The sequence below is a fragment of the Flavobacterium adhaerens genome (assembly GCF_040045115.1).
Classification (GTDB): Bacteria; Bacteroidota; Bacteroidia; order Flavobacteriales; family Flavobacteriaceae; genus Flavobacterium; species Flavobacterium adhaerens.
Genome location: NZ_JBDLZX010000002.1, coordinates 319,075 through 342,845, shown reverse-complemented (window position 1 = coordinate 342,845; position 23,771 = coordinate 319,075). Strand labels below are relative to the sequence as shown.

21 protein-coding genes are annotated in these 23,771 nt (G+C 33.8%); 4 read left to right on the top strand and 17 right to left on the bottom strand.

The annotated features are described in order from the left end of the window. Positions 1–98 precede the first annotated feature (98 nt). The 13 genes from ftsZ to mraZ all read right to left on the bottom strand — a co-directional run bounded on the left by ftsZ (position 99) and on the right by mraZ (position 15,934). Positions 99–2,039, bottom strand: a complete 1,941-nt coding sequence (gene ftsZ, locus ABEB18_RS04190; RefSeq protein ID WP_348797833.1) for a cell division protein FtsZ — start codon at positions 2,037–2,039, stop codon at positions 99–101. Positions 2,040–2,129: 90 nt separating this feature from the next. Further along, positions 2,130–3,521 carry a cell division protein FtsA gene (ftsA, locus tag ABEB18_RS04185; protein ID WP_348797831.1) on the bottom strand — a complete coding sequence of 464 codons (1,392 nt, stop codon included), beginning with the start codon at positions 3,519–3,521 and terminating at the stop codon, positions 2,130–2,132. 6 nt (positions 3,522–3,527) lie between these two features. Beyond that, positions 3,528–4,250, bottom strand: coding sequence for a cell division protein FtsQ/DivIB (locus ABEB18_RS04180; protein ID WP_348797829.1), 723 nt, complete (start codon positions 4,248–4,250; stop codon positions 3,528–3,530). Beyond that, a complete protein-coding gene (gene murC, locus ABEB18_RS04175) occupies positions 4,237–5,586 on the bottom strand; it encodes a UDP-N-acetylmuramate--L-alanine ligase (protein WP_348797828.1) in 1,350 nt (449 codons plus the stop codon). Before murC ends, ABEB18_RS04180 begins: the two co-directional genes overlap by 14 nt. A gap of 63 nt (positions 5,587–5,649) precedes the next feature. Then, positions 5,650–6,738, bottom strand: a complete 1,089-nt coding sequence (gene murG, locus ABEB18_RS04170) for an undecaprenyldiphospho-muramoylpentapeptide beta-N-acetylglucosaminyltransferase (protein ID WP_348797826.1) — start codon at positions 6,736–6,738, stop codon at positions 5,650–5,652. Between the two features lie 70 nt (positions 6,739–6,808). Then, on the bottom strand, positions 6,809–8,128 hold the full coding sequence (locus ABEB18_RS04165; RefSeq protein WP_348797825.1) for an FtsW/RodA/SpoVE family cell cycle protein: 1,320 nt from the start codon (positions 8,126–8,128) through the stop codon (positions 6,809–6,811). Positions 8,129–8,199: 71 nt separating this feature from the next. After that, on the bottom strand, positions 8,200–9,531 hold the full coding sequence (gene murD, locus ABEB18_RS04160; RefSeq protein WP_348797824.1) for a UDP-N-acetylmuramoyl-L-alanine--D-glutamate ligase: 1,332 nt from the start codon (positions 9,529–9,531) through the stop codon (positions 8,200–8,202). 4 nt (positions 9,532–9,535) lie between these two features. Beyond that, positions 9,536–10,765 (bottom strand): phospho-N-acetylmuramoyl-pentapeptide-transferase, encoded by a 1,230-nt coding sequence (gene mraY, locus ABEB18_RS04155; RefSeq protein ID WP_348797823.1) that lies wholly within the window; start codon positions 10,763–10,765, stop codon positions 9,536–9,538. Between the two features lie 6 nt (positions 10,766–10,771). After that, positions 10,772–12,235, bottom strand: a complete 1,464-nt coding sequence (locus ABEB18_RS04150; RefSeq protein ID WP_348797822.1) for a UDP-N-acetylmuramoyl-L-alanyl-D-glutamate--2,6-diaminopimelate ligase — start codon at positions 12,233–12,235, stop codon at positions 10,772–10,774. Further along, positions 12,232–14,232 (bottom strand): PASTA domain-containing penicillin-binding protein, encoded by a 2,001-nt coding sequence (locus ABEB18_RS04145; RefSeq protein WP_348797821.1) that lies wholly within the window; start codon positions 14,230–14,232, stop codon positions 12,232–12,234. The genes ABEB18_RS04150 and ABEB18_RS04145 overlap by 4 nt, the downstream gene beginning before the upstream one ends. Further along, a complete protein-coding gene (locus ABEB18_RS04140; RefSeq protein ID WP_348797820.1) occupies positions 14,223–14,570 on the bottom strand; it encodes an FtsL-like putative cell division protein in 348 nt (115 codons plus the stop codon). The genes ABEB18_RS04145 and ABEB18_RS04140 overlap by 10 nt, the downstream gene beginning before the upstream one ends. A gap of 7 nt (positions 14,571–14,577) precedes the next feature. Then, positions 14,578–15,486, bottom strand: a complete 909-nt coding sequence (gene rsmH / locus ABEB18_RS04135; protein WP_348797819.1) for a 16S rRNA (cytosine(1402)-N(4))-methyltransferase RsmH — start codon at positions 15,484–15,486, stop codon at positions 14,578–14,580. Beyond that, a complete protein-coding gene (gene mraZ, locus ABEB18_RS04130; RefSeq protein WP_348797817.1) occupies positions 15,461–15,934 on the bottom strand; it encodes a division/cell wall cluster transcriptional repressor MraZ in 474 nt (157 codons plus the stop codon). The genes rsmH and mraZ overlap by 26 nt, the downstream gene beginning before the upstream one ends. A 376-nt stretch (positions 15,935–16,310) precedes the next feature. Between mraZ and ABEB18_RS04125 the strand changes: the two genes are divergently transcribed. Together ABEB18_RS04125 and yihA are read left to right on the top strand one after the other, a co-directional pair. Next, positions 16,311–17,084: an alpha/beta fold hydrolase gene (locus tag ABEB18_RS04125; RefSeq protein WP_348797815.1), complete on the top strand. Its 774-nt coding sequence runs from the start codon at positions 16,311–16,313 to the stop codon at positions 17,082–17,084. A 27-nt stretch (positions 17,085–17,111) separates the two neighbouring features. Continuing rightward, positions 17,112–17,732, top strand: coding sequence for a ribosome biogenesis GTP-binding protein YihA/YsxC (gene yihA, locus ABEB18_RS04120; protein ID WP_348797814.1), 621 nt, complete (start codon positions 17,112–17,114; stop codon positions 17,730–17,732). A 71-nt stretch (positions 17,733–17,803) separates the two neighbouring features. Here yihA and gldC read toward each other — a convergent pair whose 3' ends face one another. Both gldC and gldB read right to left on the bottom strand, forming a co-directional pair. Next, on the bottom strand, positions 17,804–18,139 hold the full coding sequence (gene gldC / locus ABEB18_RS04115) for a gliding motility protein GldC (protein WP_348797813.1): 336 nt from the start codon (positions 18,137–18,139) through the stop codon (positions 17,804–17,806). Continuing rightward, positions 18,139–19,101, bottom strand: coding sequence for a gliding motility lipoprotein GldB (gene gldB, locus ABEB18_RS04110; RefSeq protein ID WP_348797812.1), 963 nt, complete (start codon positions 19,099–19,101; stop codon positions 18,139–18,141). The genes gldC and gldB overlap by 1 nt, the downstream gene beginning before the upstream one ends. A gap of 100 nt (positions 19,102–19,201) precedes the next feature. Between gldB and nadE the strand changes: the two genes are divergently transcribed. Together nadE and ABEB18_RS04100 are read left to right on the top strand one after the other, a co-directional pair. Next, on the top strand, positions 19,202–19,999 hold the full coding sequence (gene nadE / locus ABEB18_RS04105) for an NAD(+) synthase (RefSeq protein WP_348797810.1): 798 nt from the start codon (positions 19,202–19,204) through the stop codon (positions 19,997–19,999). An 89-nt stretch (positions 20,000–20,088) separates the two neighbouring features. Next, positions 20,089–20,718: a LuxR C-terminal-related transcriptional regulator gene (locus tag ABEB18_RS04100; protein ID WP_348797808.1), complete on the top strand. Its 630-nt coding sequence runs from the start codon at positions 20,089–20,091 to the stop codon at positions 20,716–20,718. Here ABEB18_RS04100 and dnaG read toward each other — a convergent pair. Further along, positions 20,715–22,691, bottom strand: a complete 1,977-nt coding sequence (gene dnaG, locus ABEB18_RS04095) for a DNA primase (RefSeq protein ID WP_348797807.1) — start codon at positions 22,689–22,691, stop codon at positions 20,715–20,717. The two genes, ABEB18_RS04100 and dnaG, sit on opposite strands and share 4 nt — an antisense overlap. Positions 22,692–22,783: 92 nt before the next feature. Further along, entirely contained in the window at positions 22,784–23,761 is a 978-nt protein-coding gene (locus ABEB18_RS04090; RefSeq protein WP_348797806.1) for a polyprenyl synthetase family protein, read from the bottom strand. Between the last annotated feature and the right edge of the window lie 10 nt (positions 23,762–23,771).

The following is a 23,771-nucleotide window of genomic DNA, read 5'->3' as shown; positions in this document are numbered from 1 at the left end:
TTAATGGCAATAACAACAACTTGAATAGGCATTGGAATCATAAAATAGCCCGAAAACCAAATGTGATTTTCGGGCTATTTAAATAAAAAATGGCATTATTAATCTACATTGTCATGCAGATATGAATTATTAGAACGCAATTGCAGATCATTATTACTGTCGGTTCCAACTGATATTCTTGAAGTTGAGTTATTTGTTTGAGTATTATTTAGATCGATACCAAATCTTTTGTAAGCTGGTTCTCTTTCTAACTCATCAACTCTTGAAACGTTATCGTGAAATTTATAATTAAAATCTTTTAATTTTCTTCTTCTTTCCTCTGCTCTAAATCGCAATGTCTCTTCTATGGTCATATCAACTGGAGAGTTGTTTCCAAGCTCAGGTTGATCGGTAATTGGAGTTGTTACTTGCTTCATTGTAATATTAAGTTCAGCAGGAACTTCTTCAACTACTTTGGCTGCAGGCTTAGATTCGATTAAATCTTTCTCTACATCCATATATTCCTCCAAAGAATACCTTACGACACCTTTATCAGTCAATTCTGTTACCGAAACTAATTGAACTGGTTGAACAACTTTGATGTCTTTGGTTTCATTAGTCAATTCAAAAATAAAGTCTTTGGTTTCTTCTTGAGAAGCAACTGGTTCTGGTTTACTCAAAGGCAAATCAAAAGAAAAGGTCGTTTGTTCTTGTTGTACTTCTGTGCGAATTGGCTCAGTTTTTACTTCTCTAACAACTTCGTTAACTTGATTTGTAACCATGAAATCTATCTCTTTCATTGGAGAAACGATTTCAAAAGTCACATCTAAATTCTTAATGAATTCATTCATTTCAATTAACTCGTTTTCATTAATTGAAGCAACAATAGGTTCAGGAACCACTTCGTCTTCTACTAAATCAAACACTATTCTTTCTTCAGTATTTGGAGCTGGTGTTTCAGTATTTAAATTGAAACTAGCAACGGTATTAGCTGTTAAATCAAAAACTCCTTTTTGCTCATCGCCAAGAGTATGAATAATTTTTTTAGGTTCAACGTTTACAATTTCATTTTGCTGTTCCATGTTGAAACCAGTAGCAATAATAGTTACTGCAATAGCATCACCAAGTGCTTCATCTTCACCAACCCCCATGATGATATTAGCATTGGATCCTGCTTCAAATTGAATATGCTCGTTAATTTCGGCAATTTCGTCAATTGTAATCTCATTTGTTCCAGAAACGATAAGCAACAATACGTTTTTGGCTCCGGTAATTTTATTATCATTTAATAAAGGAGAATCTAAAGCAGCAATAATCCCTTCTTTTGCTCTATTTTCACCTGAAGAAACAGAAGATCCCATTATAGCAGTACCACTATTATACAATACTGTTTTAGCATCACGCAAATCGATATTTTGAGTATAATGATGCGTAATTACCTCTGCAATTCCTCTTGAAGCTGTAGATAAAACTTCATCTGCCTTTGAAAACCCAGCTTTAAAACCAAGATTCCCATATACTTCTCTTAATTTATTATTATTGATAACGATTAACGAATCTACTTGTTTGCGTAATTTTTCGATACCAATTAAAGCTTGTTCTTGTCGCACTTTCCCTTCAAACAAAAAAGGTAATGTTACGATTCCGACAGTTAAGATTTCTCTCTCTTTTGCCAATTGTGCTATTACTGGTGCTGCTCCTGTTCCTGTTCCTCCGCCCATTCCAGCAGTAATAAATACCATTTTTGTATTTACATCTAACATTTTCTCAATCTCTGCAACGCTCTCTATTGCCGATTGATGTCCTACATCTGGATTTGCACCAGCACCTAGACCTTCTGTTAAATTAGCTCCTAATTGTATTTTATTAGGAACAGCGCTATTCTCGAGTGCTTGAGAATCGGTATTACAAACGATGAAATCAACGCCTTTGATACCTTGTTTAAACATATGGTTTATGGCGTTACTACCGCCTCCACCTACACCAATTACTTTAATTACATTTGATTGATTCTTTGGTAAATCAAATGAAATACTTCCAAATTCTGTGTTGCTTGACATCCTATGGGGTTTTAATTTATTAACTTTATCTAACTACTCTATGCTTGGGGCAAAAAGGAATTCCGATAGTTATTTTTATTTATTATTATTTTATTCTGCGTTATCTAGAAACTCCTTGATTTTGTCAACATATTTATCAAAAAAAGATCTTCTTATTTTGTTTTCGGTAGATTCTACTTTTGCAGGCTCTACTTGAGGTTCTTTTTCTGATTGTACATCAGTTTCTTCTTTGGCTTCAATTTTAGTTTCTACTACTGGTTCTCTATAGTATGTAACTTTTTCAGGAGCCGAAACAGCTTGCATTTTGACAGCACTTTGCGTTTTATTCTCAATACTGTTCATCACCAAACCAACTGCAGTAGCATATAATGGGCTTGAAATTTCTTCATCTGAATTTCCAGCTAGGTGTTCGTTAGGGTATCCTATACGAGTATCCATCCCAGTTATATATTCAACTAATTGTTTGATGTGTTTTAATTGAGCTCCTCCACCTGTAAGTACAATTCCAGCAATTAACTTTTTACGAGGATCTTCATGTCCATAAGCTCTCACTTCGGTAAAAACTTGCTCAATAATTTCAACAACCCTTGCATTAATTATCTTTGAAAGATTTTTTAAAGAAATTTCTTTTGGCTCTCTTCCTCTTAATCCTGGTATAGAAACAATCTCATTATCTTTATTTTCACCTGGCCAAGCCGATCCAAATTTTATCTTTAATAATTCTGCTTGTTTTTCAATGATTGAACAACCTTCTTTGATATCATCTGTTATTACATTTCCACCAAAAGGGATAACTGCTGTGTGACGTATGATTCCATCTTTGAAAATTGCCAAATCTGTCGTTCCTCCTCCAATATCAATAAGTGCAACTCCTGCTTCTTTTTCTTCTTGACTTAATACCGCATCAGAAGAGGCTAAGGGTTCTAATGTTAGACCTGATAATTCGATTCCAGAACTTTGAATACATCTACCAACATTACGAATAGAAGATGCTTGCCCAACTACTACGTGAAAGCTACTTTCGAGTCTTCCTCCGTACATTCCAATTGGTTCTTTTATATCGAATTGTCCATCGATTTTAAATTCTTGTGGCAAAACATGTATGATTTCCTCTCCGGGTAACATAGCTAATTTGTGAACTTGACTAATTAACAAATCAATGTCACTATCGCCAATTACTTCCTCAGGATTACTTCTACTGATATAGTCGCTATGTTGAATACTACGGATATGTTGGCCTGCAATTCCGACAACAACATCTTTTATTTTATAACCTGAATTATTTTCTGCTTCAAGTATTGCTTGCTGAATGGATTGAATTGTCTGAGTGATGTTATTGACAACACCTCTTGCAACTCCTAAGCTTTTAGATTTTCCTACACCTAAAATTTCAAGTTTCCCGTATTCATTCTTTTTGCCTATCATGGCAACTATTTTCGTCGTCCCAATATCTAGACCTACTGCAATATTCTCTTTTTCCATTTTCTATTATTTTGTGCAAACTACTTGTTCCGTAAATCTGAGATCAATTTTTTTATATTTATGCAAAGAACTATCCAAACTCACTTTTTGAAAAAAAGCTTCATAGTTTTTAAATTTTCGTTCCATGTTTATCAAACCTCCAAAATCAATTTGATAATTATAATTTCTATTCTGCATCAACAAGCTACCATTAGGCATAATTTGTATCCCAATGATGTTTTTTTGTAAAAATGCATCATCGTAAATTATCTTAAATAATTTAAATAAATCTTTATTATTTTTCTTGTTTATCTCCCCAGAAACAAGAGGAACTCGAGCTGTAAAATTTGCCGATAACGGCATAGTATTTCCCTCACTGTCAATATAGAAAGACCCCTCTTCATTAAAGACCCTTGCAATAGGTGTCTTTTGTTTTACAACCGCTTTAAGAACTCCATCGATACTTACAAACACATCTGCCTTCTCGATCATTTCTTGAGCATTTAATACTTGCTCCAATTTATTCAAATCTAGCCCATCTTTTCTAATGGTTGAAGGGTTTGAATTATTTTCTATCAACAATTTATTAACCGTTTCACTCTTAATAAAAAGAGGATTGTCTCCTACAAAAACAACTTCTGTTTTAATCAATTTTCTATTTTCATTCCGCTTTGACGTGAAAGAAAAAAGGAAAATTACCAAGAAAAACATTAGTAATAATCTTATGTTATTTAAATTAAAGACTTTCATATAATGCTTTTTTTATCGAAGGAACCATCTCTCCCAGATCACCTGCTCCAATTGTCACAATTACCGCAGCATCATTTGCAACAATTTCAGCAATCAAATCTTCTTTACTTACTATTTTTTTATTCGTATTGGTCATTTTATCCATGAGCCATTGCGAAGTAATTCCTTCTATAGGTAACTCACGAGCAGGATAAATTTCCATCAAAAAAACTCCATCAAAGGCAGACAAACTTTTGGCAAAATTATCGGCAAAATCTCTCGTTCTACTAAACAAGTGTGGCTGAAAAATGGCTAATACTTTTTTTCCTGGATAGAGTTCACGCACAGCTTGGTGAACTGCATCAATTTCAGTAGGATGATGCGCATAGTCATCGATATAGACAAGGTTTTCTTCTTTTATTTGGTATGAAAAACGTCTTCGAATACCCTTAAAAGTTTCCAAAGCCTTAGCAATAGCGGCAGTAGGAGTTCCGTATGTGACTGCCATTGCCAAAGCCATCAAAGCATTCATTAAATTATGTTTTCCTGGCAATCCGAAACGCAAATCTCTGATAACTTCATTTGGCGTTTTTACATCAAAAACATAAGAACTATTTTCTATTCTAACATTAAAAGCTTCAAAATTAGCCTCTTCATTCACAGCACAAACCACTCCTTGTAAAGGCAATAAATTGGTGATGAAAAGTTTGCTTTTATCCTCAATTTTATCTGCAAATTCAGTAAAAGACGCTTCGATCGCATCGCTTGTCCCATAAATATCCAAATGATCGGCATCCATAGAAGTCACACAAGCAATATCTGGATGCAAGTGCAAGAATGAACGATCAAACTCATCAGCTTCGACTACTGTAACGGTTTTACCGTTTCCTATTAAATTAGAGTCGTAATTCTCTACAATTCCACCAATAAAAGCTGTTACATCGGCACCACTTTCATACAAAATATGTCCCAAAATACTAGAAGTCGTTGTTTTTCCGTGGGTTCCTGCAACCGCAAAACAAAAAGTATCTTTAGTAATTATCCCCAATACTTCGGCTCTTTTTTTTATAGAATAGCCTTGATGCATAAAATAATTCCACTCCGAATGTTTAGCTGGTATTGCTGGCGTTATAATTACCAACGTATTTTCGGAATTATACTCTCTAGGAATTGCATTAATATCATCGTCAAAATGAATATCAATTCCGCTATCAATCAATTCAGATGTAAGCATTGAAGGCGTTTTATCATAACCAGAAACTTGCTTGCCGATGGCTTTAAAATAGCGAGCCAAAGCACTCATTCCGATACCTCCAATTCCTATAAAATAGACGTTTTCAATTTGATTTAAATTCATTTTTCAATTTCAATTTCAATGGTAATTTCAATCTGAAAAATTGACAATACCACTATATTAATTTTATTTAATCAGCTTAACAATTTCGTCAACAATTTGAACCGTTGCATTAGGCCTAGCCAATGATTTAATATTTTGACTTAATTGCGTTTGTTTTCCTTGATCTTTTATCAAAGACTCAAAAACCAAACTAAAATCATCATCCAGTTCAGACTCTTTAATTAAAATTGCTCCTTTTTTATTCATTATCGCTTGAGCGTTTTTGGTTTGATGATCTTCGGCAACATTAGGCGAAGGAATGAAAATAACGGGTTTACCAACGATGCATAACTCCGAAACCGAAGAAGCACCTGCTCTGGAAATTACCACATCGGCGGCAGCATAAACCAAATCCATACGCTCTATAAATGCAACAACTTGAACGTTACTTTTATTGTATTTTTTATAATCATCTAGATAAAATTTTCCACATTGCCAGATAACCTGAACATTTAGTGAAAGAAATTTATCCAATTCTTTCTCTATTAACTGATTGATTCTTCTTGCTCCTAAACTTCCTCCTAAAACCAATAAAGTTTTTTTGGTCGCGTCTAACTTAAAGTACTCAATTGCTTCTTCTCTTTTAGAATCAATATCCAACAAATCCTGACGAACTGGATTGCCTGTTAGAACTATTTTTTCTTTAGGAAAAAAACTTTCCAAATTATCGTAGGCAACACAAATACTATTGGCTTTCTTACTTAATAATTTATTGGTAATTCCTGGAAAAGAATTTTGTTCCTGAATAACGGTTGGAACGTTCATATTATTAGCCATATTTAATAATGGCCCACTGGCAAAACCTCCAGTACCAATCACCACATCAGGTTTGAAGGCTTTAATAATATTTCTAGATTTCCACAAACTATCTATAAGTTTGATAGGAAACATTGCATTCTGAAAAGTCAATTTTCTTTGCAAACCAGCAATCCAGAGACCTTTTATATTGTATCCTGCTTGGGGTACTTTTTGCATTTCCATTTTATCTTTGGCACCAACAAACAAAATCTCAGCATCAGGAAAACGTTTTTTTAACTCATTTGCAATTGCAATTGCTGGGTAAATATGACCACCTGTACCACCTCCACTTAAAATAAATTTATGCTTTGCCATATTTAAAAATCTTAATTACCTATTATAGTTCAACTTTGTTATGAACCATATTTTTATTTATTATAAAAAACTATTTCAATACTGCATTCATGGGATTCTTAGAATTATCCGTGATAGAATAATCATTCGAATCAAAATTATCATTCCCACTCACACCAACCTCTTCTTGAAGATCAGCCTCCATTTCGCGATCAATAAGTTTTTGAAGCACTTCTTCTCTTTTTTCCTTTTCTAATTTCTCTTGCGCTATTTCGTCATCTTTTTTGGTAACACTTAAAATTATTCCAAGACCAAAACAAGTCATCCAAATAGAACTACCTCCACTACTGATTAAAGGCAAAGTTTGCCCTGTTACTGGCAATAATTCTACTGCTACAGCCATATTTATCATTGCCTGAAAAATCATAGGAAACCCTAACCCGATAACCACCAATTTCCCAAAAAGGGTATTGGCTTTATGAGAAGCAACAACGAATCTAAACAACAATAATAAATACAAAAACAAAACTCCTAACCCTCCAACTAATCCGTATTCTTCGACAATAATTGCATAAATAAAATCGGAAGAAGATTGAGGCAAGAAATTTTTCTGAACACTTTTCCCTGGCCCTAAGCCATACAGTTGACCTGATGCTATAGCAATTTTGGCTTTTTCAATTTGATAATCGTCTTCATCTGCTTTATCCGTCGTAAAATTTTCAATTCTGCTAGTCCAAGTTCCTACCCTACTAAAGAACTTAGACTCAGGAAAAGCCTTCCCTATCAACACAAAGAAGGTTAAAAACACCACTGCCAAACCAATGATATACATAATGTACTTTATGGGATACCTTCCTATAAAAACAAGCATTACTACCATCGAAAAGATCAAAGCTGTAGTCGAAAAATTTCCTGGCAGAATAAACATCAACGTTATTGCAACCGGGATCCAAAGTTCCCAAAAAGAGGATTTAAATGTTATAGGCTCTTCGCGGGTTTTTGATAAATAACGAGCCACAAATATGAACAAAATAATAGAAGCCAAAGTTGATGTTTGAAAAGACAGTCCAACAAAAGGAATTTGAATCCATCTACTGGCATTGGCTCCAGCAATTACAGTTCCTTTTATTACTGTATATGCCAATAAAAGCCAAACAACTGGAAGTCCCGCTTTGGAAATAGCTCTAAAATAATGGTACGGAATATTATGCACCCAATAAATAATACATAAGCCAAAGAATACATGTATCAAATGCTTAATCAAATATCCTAATGTATTTCCGGTACCATGACCTAAATAAGCCAAATTACTACTAGCACTAAAAACAGGCATAAAAGAAAACAGGGCTAATAAGATCACGAATGACCAAATGCCTTTATCTCCTTTTAAGTTATTAATTAGTTGTTTCATTTTAAGCTTATTATAGTTTATTATTTGTGTTTTAGTTTAAGACTAAAAACTAAAACCCCTTACCATTGCATTTATAAATTTTTGACAGCTTGTTTGAATTGTCTCCCTCTATCTTCGTAATTTTCGAACAAATCAAAACTAGCGCATGCTGGAGACAATAAAACCGTATCACCTTTTTCAGATAATCTTTGTGCCATTTTCACTGCTTCGGTCATACTGGTAACTTCAACCATAATATCAACTACATTACCAAATACATCAATAATCTTTTTGTTATCAACTCCCAAACAAATAATGGCTTTAACTTTTTCACGAACAAGCGACATCAATTCGTGGTAATCGTTCCCTTTGTCAACACCACCTACAATCCAAACTGTTGGTGTATTCATACTCTCTAAAGCAAAGAAAACAGAGTTTACATTGGTCGCTTTTGAATCATTTACGTATTGAACATTTTGAATTTTAAGAACTTTTTCCAAACGATGCTCTACGCCTTGAAAATTGGACATACTCTCTCGAATAGTACTCTTTCTTATTTTTAAAATATTTGCTACTGAACTAGCTGCCATTGCATTTTTTAGATTATGTTTTCCTTCTAAAGAGATAAACTCAGTATCCATAGTAAATTCTTCTTGATTTATTTTAACTTCCATCGCTTTGTCTTTTATATAGGCCCCTTCTTGAAACTCATTTGTCAATGAAAAAGGGATTAATTTTGCTTTAACTTTATTCTCACTCAACCACTCCGAAATCACTTCATCTCCTGAATCATAAATTAGATAATCATCCTCTGTTTGATTCATTGTGATTCTAAACTTAGAATCTATATAATTCTGAAATTTATAATCGTAACGATCCAAATGATCAGGGCTTATATTCGTGATGATTGCAATATGTGGTTTAAAACTTATAATTCCATCCAACTGAAAACTACTCAATTCTAACACGTAGTAATCGTAGTTATTATCGGCAACTTGCCAGGCAAAACTCTTTCCTACGTTTCCTGCCAAACCAACATTAAGTCCAGCGCTTTTCAAAACATGATAGGTTAACATGGTAGTAGTCGTTTTACCATTACTCCCTGTTATACCGATAAAAACTGCATCTGTAAAATTTGAAGCAAATTCAATTTCTGAGATAACAGGAATCCCGTTATTTTTCAATTTTTTTACGATATTCGATTTATCAGGAATGCCTGGACTCTTCATGACAAGATCAGCATTCATAACCAACTCCTCAGTATGCTTTTCTTCTTCCCAAGGAATTTTGTTTATAATAAGAACTTCTTTATAACTATCTTTTATCTTTCCGTAATCTGAAACAAAAACATCATAACCTTTTTTCTTACCAAGGATAGCAGTTCCTACACCACTTTCTCCTCCTCCTAATATCACTAATCTCATTTTCTTATCTCAATTTCAGTGTTACAATAGACAAAATTGCCAGCATGATAGAAACAATCCAAAACCTAGTAACAATCTTACTCTCATGATATCCTTTCTTCTGATAATGATGATGAAGTGGAGACATTAGAAAAATCCTTCGCCCTTCGCCAAAACGTTTTTTGGTATATTTAAAATAACTAACCTGCAACACTACAGAAAAATTTTCGACAAGGAATATTCCGCACAACAACGGAATCAGCATTTCTTTACGAACAGCAATAGCTAATACCGCAATGATTCCACCAATAGTTAAACTACCTGTATCCCCCATAAACACAGAAGCGGGGTAAGAGTTATACCAAAGAAATCCGATTAAAGCACCCAAGAAAGAAGCGATAAACACCGTCATTTCGCCTGAGTTGGGTATGTACATTATATTTAAATAATTGGAAAAGAAAATATTCCCAGAAACAAACGTAAAGACAGCTAGGGCAAAAACAGAAACAGCAGAAGTACCAGCTGCCAAACCATCAATCCCATCGGTTAAATTGGCTCCATTTGAAACAGCGGTTATAATAAAAATTACGATCGGAATAAATACTAACCAAGCATATTTTTGGTATCCATCACCAGTCCAAGCAAGGATTTCGGCGTAATCAAACTCATTATTTTTAAAAAACGGAATTGTAGTTGCAGTAGATTTTTCTTCCAATGGAACTTGTTGTACAACTGTTTCAGAAGTATTTTTAAACACATCCGTTTTACCTGTATCGGTTCTCACGGTTACCACTGGACTAAAATAAAGTACTGAACCCACTATTAGCCCTAAGCCTACCTGACCAACTACTTTAAAAATTCCTTTCAGTCCTTGTTTATCCTTTTTGAATATTTTTATGTAATCATCGATAAAACCAATAACTCCCATCCAGAGCGTTGTAACAACTAACAAAATAACATAAATATTATGCAGCTTTGCAAAAAGGATTACAGGAACCAAAGTGGCGAATATAATTATGATTCCACCCATAGTAGGAGTCCCTGCTTTTTCATTTTGCCCCGCTAAACCTAGCTCACGTACTGTTTCACCAACCTGTTGCCTACTTAAAAAACCAATTATTCTTTTACCGTAAATAGTTGATAACAACAACGACAACAACAATGCTAAGGATGATCTAAAAGTGATGTATTGAAACACTCCCGTTCCTGGAACATCCATTACTTTGTCTAAATATTGAAACAAATAGTATAGCATATATTTTTATTTTAAAAGTTGTTCTAAAATTTCTTTTACATTTTTCATATCGTCAAAATCATGACGCACCCCTTTGACTTCTTGGTAAGTTTCATGCCCTTTACCAGCTATCAATATAATATCGTTTGGCTGTGCCAATTGACAAGCCGTTTTAATGGCCTGAAATCTATCAGTAATGGATAAGTATTTCTTAAAATTTTGAGCTTGAACTCCTTTTTCCATTTCCTGAATTATAGTCTCTGGATCTTCGTTTCTAGGGTTATCAGAGGTAAAAATCACTTTATCACTAAGTTCAGTTGCAATGTTGGCCATTACTGGACGCTTTGCTGTATCTCTATTCCCGCCACAACCCACAACTGTAATCAATTGTTCGCTATTGGTACGCACATCATTTATCGTATTCAAAACATTATCGAGAGCATCTGGTGTATGGGCATAATCAACAATAGCGGTTATGTTAGTATTTGAAATGATGTATTGAAATCGTCCAGAAACACTCTCCAACTCTGACATCAATCGTAGTGCTTCAAAACTTTCTAAACCTAATTCAACCGCAGCTCCATAAATCGCTAAAAGATTATAGGCATTAAATGTTCCTATCAACTTAACCCAAACTTCGTTGTCGTTTATTTTTAACAACAAACCTGACAATTGATTTTCGAGTATTACAGCTTTATAATCAGCATACGTTTTTAAAGCATAAGTCAATTTACGAGCAGTTGTATTTTGAAGCATTACTAAACCATTCTTATCATCAGAATTAGTCAATGCAAAAGCTGTTTTAGGCAAATGGTCGAAAAAAGATTTCTTAACATCTCTATACTCAGCAAATGTTGGATGATAATCTAAATGATCGTGAGAAAGATTTGTAAATATTCCACCTGTAAAATGTAAAGCTTCTGTACGTTTTTGATGAATTCCATGCGAACTCACTTCCATAAAACAATATTCTACCCCCGAAGTAATCATTTCGCTTAAAAAATGATTAATTGTAATAGAATCTGGAGTGGTATGAGTTGCTTTGTGTTCAATATCATCAACCATAACTTTTACAGTTGACAACAGTCCAACCTTGAAACCTGCATTTTTAAATAACTGATACAATAATGAAGCAATAGTTGTTTTACCATTTGTTCCAGTAATACCAACTAACTTCAAGTTATGAGAAGGATTTCCGTAAAAATTTGCAGCCATATAGGCCAAAGCTGTATTCGTATCTTTTACTTGTATATAGGTAACTCCATTCGCTAAAACCTCGGGAAGTGTATCACAAATAACAGCAGCAGCACCCAATTCGATAGCTTTTGCAATAAAATCATGTCCATCTGATATTGTACCCCGAATTGCAATAAAAACGTCATTTGTTTCAATTTTTCTAGAATCAAAATGCAATTGATTTACTGCTATTTCTGTAGAACCCGTAACCGATTCTATAGCCACTTTATATAATATCTCTCTTAATACTTTCATGATAATTCTAATAGAATTGATGAATTTTTTACAATTGCCTGACCCGCTTGAATAGACTGTTTTTTTACTTTCCCAACACCGATGGCTTTTACTTTAAATCCTAAATTTTCTAATAATGCAACTGCATCCATTCCAGCCATTCCTTTTACATTCGGAACAGAATTTTGTTTTTTCTCCACTTTTGCATAATAACTATTATAGTTACTTTCTTGTACCGGATTAGGGCGATCTAATTTTTTTATGACATTAGTAGAAGGTGTGTCAGTAAATATTTTTTGGGCTATTCTTTTAAATACAGGTCCAGCAACATCGGCACCGTAATAATTGTTATTGGCCGTATTTGGTTTATGAACAACAACTATGCAAGAATACTTAGGGTTATTCGCTGGAAAATACCCCACAAATGAAGACGCATAATGCTTATCGGAACCTCCATTTACCCCATAATTTACCTGAGCAGTACCGGTTTTGCCAGCCATTGGAAAATCTTTAGAATATAATTTGGATCCCGTTCCTTTCTTAACAACGTTTGCCAAAACGGCTTGTACTTTACTTAGAGTTTCGGGTGAACAAATCTTTGGATTCATCACCTCTGTGTCGAATTTTTTGATGGTTTTGTCCCATGCTTTGATCTCAGTCACCAACATTGGCTTTACCATTACCCCGTTGTTAGCAACAGCATTGTAAAAAGCAAGTGTCTGCAATGGTGTAACCGAAACTCCATACCCAAAAGCCATCCAAGGCAATGAAATGTTTGACCATGCTTTGTCACTTGGTTGCGGTATATAGGGTTTTCCTTCTCCTCTAAAAGCCAAACCTAATTTTTTACTTAATCCAAAGGAATTAATATGATTTACAAATTTTGTTGGATTACTTTTATAATTGTCATAAACAGCTTGTACCATAACGGTATTTGACGAAAGCTCAAAACCTCTCGCTAATGATATTTTACCATATCCGCCTTCATGTGAATCTCTAACTTTTCTGCCTGAATACATTACTATTCCTCCGTGACTATCATAAACCGTACTTGTATCTGCAACTTTATCCTCTAAAATTGCCATCAAATCGACTAATTTAAAAGTAGATCCAGGCTCATGAGATTCGGCATAAGCATAATTAGTAGTCTCGTAGTAAGTCCCATCATTGGCTCTTCCTAAATTTGAAATCGCTTTGATCTGACCAGTAGTAGTTTCCATAACCACAACACAACCATGATCCGCTTCATACTCTTCTAATTGTTTTAGCAATGCATGGTGCGCTATATCTTGAATATACACATCAATCGTAGAAATCACATCGTATCCATCTCTCGGCTCTACTTCGTTTACATCACGAATGGGTTTCCATTGTCCTTTAGCGATTTTTTGCTTTAATATTTTCCCATCCTTACCATTTAAATATTCGCGATATGCCCATTCGATCCCTTTACCATCATAATATCCTGTCAATTTTCTTTCATAACCAATGGTTCGTTCTGCTATTTCTCCGATTGGATGTTCGCGAACTGTTTTTTGTTCGACTATAATACCTCCTTTGTAAGCTCCCAAATTAAACAATGGAAACCCTTTAATTTTCATGTATTGAGTATAACTTAAATTTTTTGCAACCAAAAAATACCTGTTTTTGTGTTTTCTAGCTTTTCGCAATTCATTTTGAATAATATAACTTGATTTATTCAACATCAAACCTAATGAGTCTGATAGCATTTTTACATTCTCTTCAAAGGCTTCGGATTTTGGTGCAATAGCATCGAAACGGATGGTATAGTTAGGAATAGAAGTTGCCAAAAGACTTCCATCAGCAGAATAAATATTACCTTTATTGGCAGGTATAACAAAATTTTTGACAGTTCGCTCTTTTGCTAATTCTCTATAATAATCCCCATCAACCCATTGAATATTTGTTAATTTTATCGCAATCGCAATTGCCATCAAAAAGATGAAAAAGGCAACCAAATAGGTTCTATAGGATATATATTTATCTTCTACTGCCATATTCTTTCAATGAAACTCTTCTCTTTATCTTCTTTAACCTCAATTTTCACTGGTGGAACTGTTGATGGAAAAATTTGTCTTTCTTCCATTTTTTTTGAAACTGTAGATTCCATTTTAAGTTTCATCAACTCTGAACGTCTATCTACAAATTCTGATCTTAATTCTTTTACTCTATTTGTCAATTCGACAATTTTAAAAACCTTTTGTTCGTATCGCTGTGTATTTGCAATCATTATTATAGCAAGTAAAATCACAAAAACGATAAAACGCCAATTTTTAACCGCATTATCGTCAATAAGAAATTGTGCTTTTAATATGTTATAAATTCCACCCTTCATTATATCTTTATTTTTTCTCTGCTATTCTCAGTTTAGCACTTCTAGCTCTATTGTTTATTTTTATTTCATCATCATTGGGGACAATCAATTTTCCGACTGAATTAAATGGAACCGAAAAATTTCCATAAAAATCACGTTCTGGCTCTCCTTCAAACATTCCGTTTTTCATAAATCTTTTCACCAAACGATCTTCTAATGAATGATATGAAATAATACTAAGTCTTCCTCCGGGTTTCAGAATTTCAAGTGATTGTTCTAAAAATTCTTTCAAAACGTCCATTTCTTGATTTACTTCGATACGAATAGCTTGATATATTTGTGCCAAAACCTTATTTCGAACTCTTTCTGGCAAATATTTCATCAAAACTTCTTTTAGTTCTTCAGTTGTTTTGATGGGATTCTTGGTTCTAGCTTCGATTATAGTTCGAGATAGTGCTGGAGCATTTTTCAACTCTCCATAATCTAAAAAAACTCTTCTCAAATTAGCATCATCATATTCATTGACAACTCGGTAAGCATTCAAGTCGTTTTTTTGACTCATTCTCATATCCAACTCAGCATCAAATCGAGTAGAAAAACCTCTTTCGGCTACATCAAACTGGTGTGATGAAACTCCCAAATCTCCCAAGATACCGTCAACCGATTTTACACCATGAAAACGCATGAACCTTTTAATGAATCTGAAATTTTCATTTATCAAAGTAAATCTTTCATCTGGCAAAGCATTTGCTAACGCATCTTCATCTTGATCAAATGCAAACAACTTACCGTTTGTCCCCAATCTTCTCAAAATCTCTTTAGAGTGACCTCCGCCACCAAAAGTAACATCTACATAAACCCCACCAGGATTTATATTCAAACCATCCACAGATTCGCGTAGCAATACTGGATTATGATATTCCATCGTCGTCGTCATTTATATTTCCCATTACTTCCTCAGCCAAATCTGCAAAATCAACATCATCTCCATTGATAGATTTTTCATACAGATCCTTATCCCAGATTTCGACAATATTAACCGCAGAAGAAAAAACTACATCTTTATCAATACTAGCAAAAACAACTAAATCCTTAGGAACCAATAACCTGCCCAAAGCATCTATCTCTACCACCTTTACACCTGCTGTAAAACGACGGATAAAGTCATTGTTTTTTTTGACAAAACGGTTAAGTTTGTTGATTTTTTTCATCATCAAATCCCACTCTTCCATCGGATACAATTCAAGACAAGACTGAAATACGGAACGCTTCAAAACAAAACCGTTTTGAAGCGAGGGAGCCAATTGCTTTTTTAAAGGAGCGGGTATTAGCACTCGCCCTTTAGCATCAACTTTGCACTCATATGTTCCTATAATTGCATCCAAGCTAGACTATATTTATTGTATAAAGCAAAATTAAATAAAATTTTACCACATTTTACCACAATATACCACTTTGTTAATAAGTTTAGCCACTCAAGCCCAAAAACGCTTAGTTTATAGACTATCAGAACATTAGCTATTCTTCAGATATTTTGTAAGAAAGCTTTTGTTTTGTTAAAAAGCTACTCTTTTTTAGATTTTGAATCACATTCTTAAAACCCTAAACAAACCATTTATTTATAGTTAAAAAATCAAGAAAAACATTCCTTATAACTATCCTTGGTACGTTCTCGAATAAAAGGTTAAAAAAATGCCCCTAAAATTCTTTTTAATTTTTTTAACCTTATATTTGTGGAAAATTGAAAACCATAACACAAACATGGAAAAATATTACAAAAAAGAAGGCAAATACGGTTATTACGAAGCAGGTGAAGGAATTCCGATTGTCATCTTACATGGTTTAATGGGAGGACTAAGTAATTTTGATGCGGTTGCGAGTTACTTTTCAAATAAAGGATACCGAATTATCATTCCCGATTTACCAATTTACACACAAAACATACTAAAAACGAACGTAAAAAGTTTTGCCATCTATGTAAAAAACTTCATTAACTTTAAAAAATTAGATCGAGTTATCTTATTAGGAAACTCACTTGGAGGACATATTGCATTATACCATACCAAATTATTCCCTGAAAAAGTATCAGGATTGGTCATTACTGGAAGTTCAGGATTATATGAAAGCGCAATGGGAGACAGTTATCCAAAAAGAGGAGATTACGAATACATCAAGAAAAAAGCTGAAGACGTATTTTATGACCCAAAAATTGCTACCCCAGAACTTATAGACGAAGTATATGCAACTGTTAACGATCGTTTAAAATTAATAAAGACCCTAACAATTGCTAAAAGTGCAATTCGACACAACATGGCAAAAGATCTTCCAAAAATGCATGTTCAAACTTGTATTATTTGGGGGAAAAACGACAAAGTAACCCCTCCAGATGTAGCCGAAGAATTTCACAAATTATTACCCAATTCTACTTTATATTGGATAGACAAATGTGGTCATGCAGCAATGATGGAGGTTCCTGATGAATTTAACAATCATCTTGAAAACTGGCTTACACACACACATCTAGCAGAACACTAATCGATTGGGAATTTCACACTCAAGAAAATGAAAATTAACACTGCAGAATTCATTATAAGCAACTCAGATGTCAGCAAATGCCCTAAGGATTTTTTGCCGGAATACGCTTTCATTGGAAGATCCAACGTTGGAAAGTCTTCATTAATCAACATGTTGACCAACCACAAAAAACTAGCCAAGACATCTGCAAGACCTGGAAAAACACAACTTATCAATCACTTCCTAATCAACAACAATTGGTTTCTTGTTGATTTACCAGGTTACGGTTATGCCAAAGTATCCAAGAAAACCAAATCTATTTTTCAGCAATTCATAACGGAATATTTTGAAAAAAGAGAACAATTGGTTTGTGCCTTTGTACTAATTGACATTCGTCATGAAGCTCAAAAAATTGACATTGAATTTATGTCATATATGGGAGAAAGCGAAATTCCTTTCTGCATTATTTTTACAAAAGCTGACAAAATCAGTAAAGTAAAAATCGATTCACACCTTGCAGCATACAAAAAACAAATGTTCGCCAATAATTGGTCAGAGATGCCGCATTATTTTGTTACCTCTTCTACTGAAGAGATTGGAAAGGAAGAATTATTGAATTATATAAACGAAGTCAACCAAGAAGTGTTTAAGAATAATTCGGAGTTTTAAAAAATTAAAATGGTTTAAAGTTTGAAGGTTGCTCTTAAACAACTTTAAACTTTAAACCATTTAAACATTTCTTACTGCTTCAAATCTAATTTTTCTGCAAAATAATCGCAGAAATCCAACATAGTATCTGACATCTTTTCATCATTTGTAGCTCTCTTAAAAGTTTCGGCCATAGACACTAATGTTTGATGAAAGAAAATTTTCATTTCATCAACAGGCATATCTTTGGTCCATAAATCGATTCGCATACTTTCTTTAGCTTTATGATCCCAAATATTTAGCATGAAAGCTTTCGATTCCGAAAGTTCAACTCCACCGTCTCTTGCGGTCCAAAAAAGTTTTTCTGGCACTCTATTTTCGTCTAATTCGACTAAAAATTTTATTTCTGAGGTATTCTCTTTTGACATTATTTCTTTGGTTTATATTTTGATTGTTCAAAAATTACTTTTGCATCGGTTTTTAACAACTGCTCCATTTTTACATTAGAATTATTTTCCATGTACGAACGTACTATTTGCCAACCTATCCACTGTCCTACTCGACCTGGAGAATCATTATCAATTTCTAAAAAGAACTTAGAAAAAGGGGCAGGATCTATAAAGCGCGACACCAACTTTTGTTCGTCACTAAAAAGCATTTCACGCTCTATGTAATACCTCCAAATATAAGATTCATTTTCCTGACACCATAACAGTTGTTCTGGTGTATAACCTATCTTTTCGGCATCAGTATAATTAGGCAACAAAATATCTTTCAAATAAAGTTCTTTCCCAAAATAAATCATTTGCGAAATCAAGTCCTTTTCCATTGGAGGAGCAATTTTTCGTTGTGCTAAACTCGTAACCACATCTGGCATCATTTGTTTTTCTTCAAAATTTTGTCTGATATATTTTGGAAACTGGTAAAATTTATGATCCTTTCCTAAGTACAATTCTAAAGAAATAATCACTAAAGAATCAGCATATATAGCCTTATTTGAATAATCCATATCCGAAATCAAAGTAATCACTTTTGGCGTTTTGGCCTTTGGAAAATAATACTTGATGTGCTGCACCAAATCTTCAACTTCTTTTTGAATACCATCAGAGTTAGAATATTTTTTTTGCACCTCAGAATATACCTCTCTCCAAATTGGCTCTTTCATTTTATTCAACCAAACAGTATCATTTATATTTGGAGAGAAAAAATAAGGATACTGCTTTTTTAATTTATACAACTCATCTGGTGCTGTTTCAAAAAACTGTTTATCAAAACGTTCTACTTTTATTTCCTCTACTGGAATTTCTTCTATAGCCTTTTCAACTTTGCTTTTTTGATCACAAGACCAAAAAAGAAAACAAAAAACTAAAGGCAGGAGATATAATTTCATTTGCAATTATTTAATTAAATTTGTTCCAAAGGAACCTAAAAAAAAATTCTACTTATTTTTTTGCAAATATACATCCCTGCTTTTTAAAACTTAAATTATTATGGCTAAAAAAAGAACTTTACAAATCGAAAAAGTAAATACTCAAATTGTCGAATGGCTAAAAAGCTATGCCCAAAACGCTAAAGTTAACGGATTTGTTATCGGCATATCGGGAGGTGTGGATTCCGCAGTAACCTCAACACTTTGTGCCCAAACAGGACTAAACGTTTTATGTGTAGAAATGCCTATACACCAAGCTCCGAGTCAGGTATCTAGAGGAAAAGAACATATTGAACAATTGAAGAAAAGATTCCCAAACGTCACTAATGTAGTTGCTGATTTAACTTCTGTTTTTGACACTTTCAAAAAAGAAGTTCCCACTACAAATAACGAAGCTACTGTAAATTTATCCTTAGCCAACACACGTTCACGTTTACGTATGACTACTTTGTATTATTTTGCTGGAATTCATGGATTATTAGTAGCTGGAACAGGCAATAAGGTAGAAGATTTTGGTGTTGGTTTTTACACCAAATATGGAGACGGAGGGGTAGATTTGAGTCCGATAGCGGATTTAATGAAATCCGAAGTCTATCAACTGGCAACCTATTTAAATGTTCCCAATTCTATATTAACTGCAGCACCTACCGATGGATTATTTGGAGATGATCGTTCAGACGAAGACCAATTAGGTGCTAGTTATGACGAATTAGAATGGGCAATGGAACTAACTGAATCAGAAATAGATGCAAAAACATTTACTGTCCGTCAAAAGGAAGTTTACGAAATTTATAAAAAACTTAACAAAAACAATCAACATAAGATGAATCCTATACCTGTTTGTACAATAAATTGTTAAAAAAGAAAAATTTGTCCGAAAAATTATACTTATAACCATATATTTTTTTTAAATTTGTTTATTCAAAAACAATCCTAAAACTAAATACCATGATTAAAGTTTGTTTAGCTGATAACTATCCTGTAGTACATTTTGGAATAAAATCGTACTTCAAAGACCATTCTGAAATATCAATCGTTGCGAACGTTGGTAATTTTGCGATGGTAAAAGACATCTTACTTTCAAAAGAAATTGATGTCCTTGTCTTAGATTTGGAACTTGAAGGTCTTTCAAGTATTTTCGAAATCAAATCGGTTTTGAAAAATTTTCCTAAAACAAAAATTATTTTTTACAGTGGGCTTTCTGAACAAATCTATGCTCCAAATGCAATTAAAGCAGGAGTTTCTGGTTTCGTTCACAAAACCGAAAAATTGGAAACCTTAGGGCAATCGATTGTCAAAGTAAACCAAGGAAAAATAATCATGAATGAAGCAGTCATGAAAAACATTGCTTTGATTGCAAAACAAAGTAAAAGTGAACGTTTATACCGAAAACTTTCGAATCGCGAAGTTGAAGTATTACGTTATTTGAGGGATGGTAAGAAAAACCATGAAATTGCTGAAATATTATCACTTAATGAAAAAACAATCAGCACGTACAAATTACGATTACTTACTAAATTAAACGTAACCAATTTAGTAGATTTAGTAAATAAAGCTAAAACTTTAGAAATCGTTTAACTGTATCGCGACATTACTCTTCCTAATTTTTTTGAAAAAGAATTAATTAGCTTATAGTAATCCATCGCCAATGACATAGACTCTGTATTATCTGAACCTGGTTCATTTGATACAGAGTTTTTTATTTCATCAATAATCTTATCAACCAGATACCAACGCATGGTTAAAATAGTTTCTGAAACATATTGACCGATAGTTTCATTCTTAGTTTTAGGAAAAATATTTTGACCTACCCAGTTATGAAGTATCAATCTTTCATCTTCCATCAAAATATCGGTAACTTCCTGAGCAAACTCGGGATCTAAACGCATCAAATATTTTTCGATTTCTACATTTTCATTTTGAAGAAAATACTGAATCAAATCATTAAAGATACCTCGAAATAATGGATTTGCGAGTTCTACCTCATCTTCTTGCAAACTCAAATAAATCCTTTGATACACTTTATATTCTTTGCGCTCGGTAACATTTTCAATTTCACCTGCTTCATTAGTTCTCAAATAAACATCCTCGAACTCCTCACTCTTATTACCATACAATAAAAGCATCTCGATAATTTTGCGTTCCAAACGATACAAAACATCAACTTTTGCCGCTTGTTCTGGATTCTCATTTTTTACAATTTCAAATGCCTTTTGTTCTTGCTTTACTTTTTTCCCGACTTCTTCAATATCTTTTTTGACCAATTGTGCCAAAGTACTAGTCAAAACTTGTTCAGAAATATCCATAATTCTTGAACATTCTTGTATGTAAATTTCACGCTGAATTCGGTCTGGAATTTTAGAAATACTACCAACCATATCTCGAATCAAATCCGCTTTTTTTACAGGATCATTTTTAGCTTCATCCATCAAAAGTGAAGCTTTGAACTGAATGAAATCTTTAGCATTATGCTCTAAATAAGCTATCAAATCATCATAGGAATTTTTTCTAGCAAAACTATCTGGATCTTCTCCATCAGGAAATGTGCATACTTTTACATTCATTCCCTCTTCAAGAATCAAATCAATACCTCGAACTGAAGCGCGAAGTCCAGCAGCATCACCATCAAAGAGCACTGTGATATTTCTTGTCAAACGATTAATCAATCGAATTTGATCTGGAGTAAGAGCCGTACCTGAAGAAGCCACGACATTTTCGACACCTGCTTGGTTAAATTGAATCACATCTGTATATCCTTCAACCAAGAAACAGTTATTGAGTTTAGCGATGGATTGTTTCGCTTGAAAAATACCATAAAGTACTTTACTTTTATGGTAAATATCGCTCTCAGGTGAATTTAAGTATTTGGCCGCTTTTTTATCATTGGTCAAAATTCGTCCTCCAAAACCAAGCACTCTACCCGACATACTTTGAATAGGAAACATTACCCTTCCTTTAAATCTATCAAAAGGGCGGTCTTCCCTAGCAATTGTTAACCCGGTGCTTTCGAGAAACTCCATTTTATATCCTTTTCCTAAAGCTTCTTTGGTAAAAGCATCCCAGATTTCTGGGGAATAACCTAAAGAAAATTTCTTAATAGTTTCGTTGGTAAAACCTCTCTCCTTAAAATAAGAAAGTCCTATGGCTTTTCCTTCTTCCGAATTTAATAAAACGTCATGAAAATATTTATTCGCAAATTCAGAAACCAGATACATACTTTCACGGATATCAGTATTGGCCTTTTCAGCATCCGATTGTTCTGTCTCTTCAATCTCGATATTGTATTTTTTAGCCAAATAACGAATCGCTTCAGGATACGTAAAATGAGAGTGTTCCATCAGGAAGGCCACAGCGTTCCCTCCTTTTCCGGAGCTAAAGTCTTTCCAAATTCCTTTGGCAGGCGACACCATAAATGATGGTGATCGTTCATCCGAGAATGGACTCAAGCCTTTAAAATTACTTCCTGCTCTTTTCAATTGAACAAAATCACCAATTACCTCCTCTACTCGAGCAGTTTCGTAAACTGAATCTATAGTTGCTTGTGAAATCAATTTATTTTAAGTTGCTAAGTTACCAAGGTGCTAAGTTACTATGTTTTTGAATATATAAAACCTATTAAATCTTTGCTTGTGATTTCAAAAAATTACTTCTTCCTTTCTATAACGTAGTTCACCATTAAAACGAGTGCTTCTTTATAGTCGGATTCGGGATAATTATTCAGCAGTTGTAGTGCTTCCTGCTGAAATTCGACCATTTTATTTTCGGCATAAGCCAAACCGTTATTGTTTTTTACAAAAGTGATAACTTCTTTTACTCTTTTTTTGTCCTTATTGTGGTTTTTAATCGAGTTTATGAGCCAGCTTTTTTCTTTTGAAGTGCAGTTATTTAGAACATGAATAAGAGGCAAAGTCATTTTTTGCTCTTTGATATCGATTCCAGTTGGTTTCCCGATGGCTTCTTCTGAATAATCAAATAAATCATCTTTGATTTGAAAAGCCATTCCGATAAGCTCTCCAAACTTTCGCATGTTTTCTACTTGAACCTCATCTTCCGAAACTGATCTTGCACCCAAAGCACAACAAGCGGCGATAAGTGTTGCCGTTTTTTTTCGGATAATATCATAATAAACATCTTCGGTAATATCGAGTCTACGAGCTTTTTCTATTTGAAGCAATTCGCCTTCGCTCATTTCGCGAACAGCAACCGAAATAATTTTCAATAAGTCAAAATCGCCATAATCTATCGAAAGTAACAACCCTTTTGACAACAAATAATCTCCAACTAATACAGCAATTTTGTTTTTCCAAAGTGCATTAATGGAGAAAAAACCGCGACGACGATTACTATCATCTACCACATCATCGTGAACCAAAGTTGCTGTATGAATGAGCTCTATTACACAAGCTCCTCTGTAGGTTCTCTCATTAACAGTCCCTTTGGACACCATTTTGGCCATCAGAAAAACAAACATTGGTCGCATTTGTTTTCCTTTTCGATTGACAATATAATAGGTAATTCGATTTAAAAGAGCCACTTTGGAAGTCATCGATTCATAGAACTTTTTTTCAAAAAGTTCCATTTCGTTTACTATGGGCTGTTTTATCTGAGTGGTAATATTCATCTAGATGCCA

Coding starts and splice junctions, on each gene's coding strand:
- gldB (WP_348797812.1), bottom strand. CDS start 19,101: ATGAAATTATATCTCCTGCCTTTAGTTTTTTGTTTTCTTTTTTGGTCT.
- ftsA (WP_348797831.1), bottom strand. CDS start 3,521: ATGGAAAAAGAGAATATTGCAGTAGGTCTAGATATTGGGACGACGAAA.
- ABEB18_RS04090 (WP_348797806.1), bottom strand. CDS start 23,761: ATGAATATTACCACTCAGATAAAACAGCCCATAGTAAACGAAATGGAA.
- rsmH (WP_348797819.1), bottom strand. CDS start 15,486: ATGACGACGACGATGGAATATCATAATCCAGTATTGCTACGCGAATCT.
- gldC (WP_348797813.1), bottom strand. CDS start 18,139: ATGTCAAAAGAGAATACCTCAGAAATAAAATTTTTAGTCGAATTAGAC.
- mraY (WP_348797823.1), bottom strand. CDS start 10,765: ATGCTATACTATTTGTTTCAATATTTAGACAAAGTAATGGATGTTCCA.
- ABEB18_RS04125 (WP_348797815.1), top strand. CDS start 16,311: ATGGAAAAATATTACAAAAAAGAAGGCAAATACGGTTATTACGAAGCA.
- murG (WP_348797826.1), bottom strand. CDS start 6,738: ATGGCAAAGCATAAATTTATTTTAAGTGGAGGTGGTACAGGTGGTCAT.
- yihA (WP_348797814.1), top strand. CDS start 17,112: ATGAAAATTAACACTGCAGAATTCATTATAAGCAACTCAGATGTCAGC.
- ABEB18_RS04100 (WP_348797808.1), top strand. CDS start 20,089: ATGATTAAAGTTTGTTTAGCTGATAACTATCCTGTAGTACATTTTGGA.
- ABEB18_RS04150 (WP_348797822.1), bottom strand. CDS start 12,235: ATGAAAGTATTAAGAGAGATATTATATAAAGTGGCTATAGAATCGGTT.
- ABEB18_RS04145 (WP_348797821.1), bottom strand. CDS start 14,232: ATGGCAGTAGAAGATAAATATATATCCTATAGAACCTATTTGGTTGCC.
- nadE (WP_348797810.1), top strand. CDS start 19,202: ATGGCTAAAAAAAGAACTTTACAAATCGAAAAAGTAAATACTCAAATT.
- murC (WP_348797828.1), bottom strand. CDS start 5,586: ATGAATTTAAATCAAATTGAAAACGTCTATTTTATAGGAATTGGAGGT.
- ABEB18_RS04180 (WP_348797829.1), bottom strand. CDS start 4,250: ATGAAAGTCTTTAATTTAAATAACATAAGATTATTACTAATGTTTTTC.
- ABEB18_RS04165 (WP_348797825.1), bottom strand. CDS start 8,128: ATGAAACAACTAATTAATAACTTAAAAGGAGATAAAGGCATTTGGTCA.
- ftsZ (WP_348797833.1), bottom strand. CDS start 2,039: ATGTCAAGCAACACAGAATTTGGAAGTATTTCATTTGATTTACCAAAG.
- murD (WP_348797824.1), bottom strand. CDS start 9,531: ATGAGATTAGTGATATTAGGAGGAGGAGAAAGTGGTGTAGGAACTGCT.
- ABEB18_RS04140 (WP_348797820.1), bottom strand. CDS start 14,570: ATGAAGGGTGGAATTTATAACATATTAAAAGCACAATTTCTTATTGAC.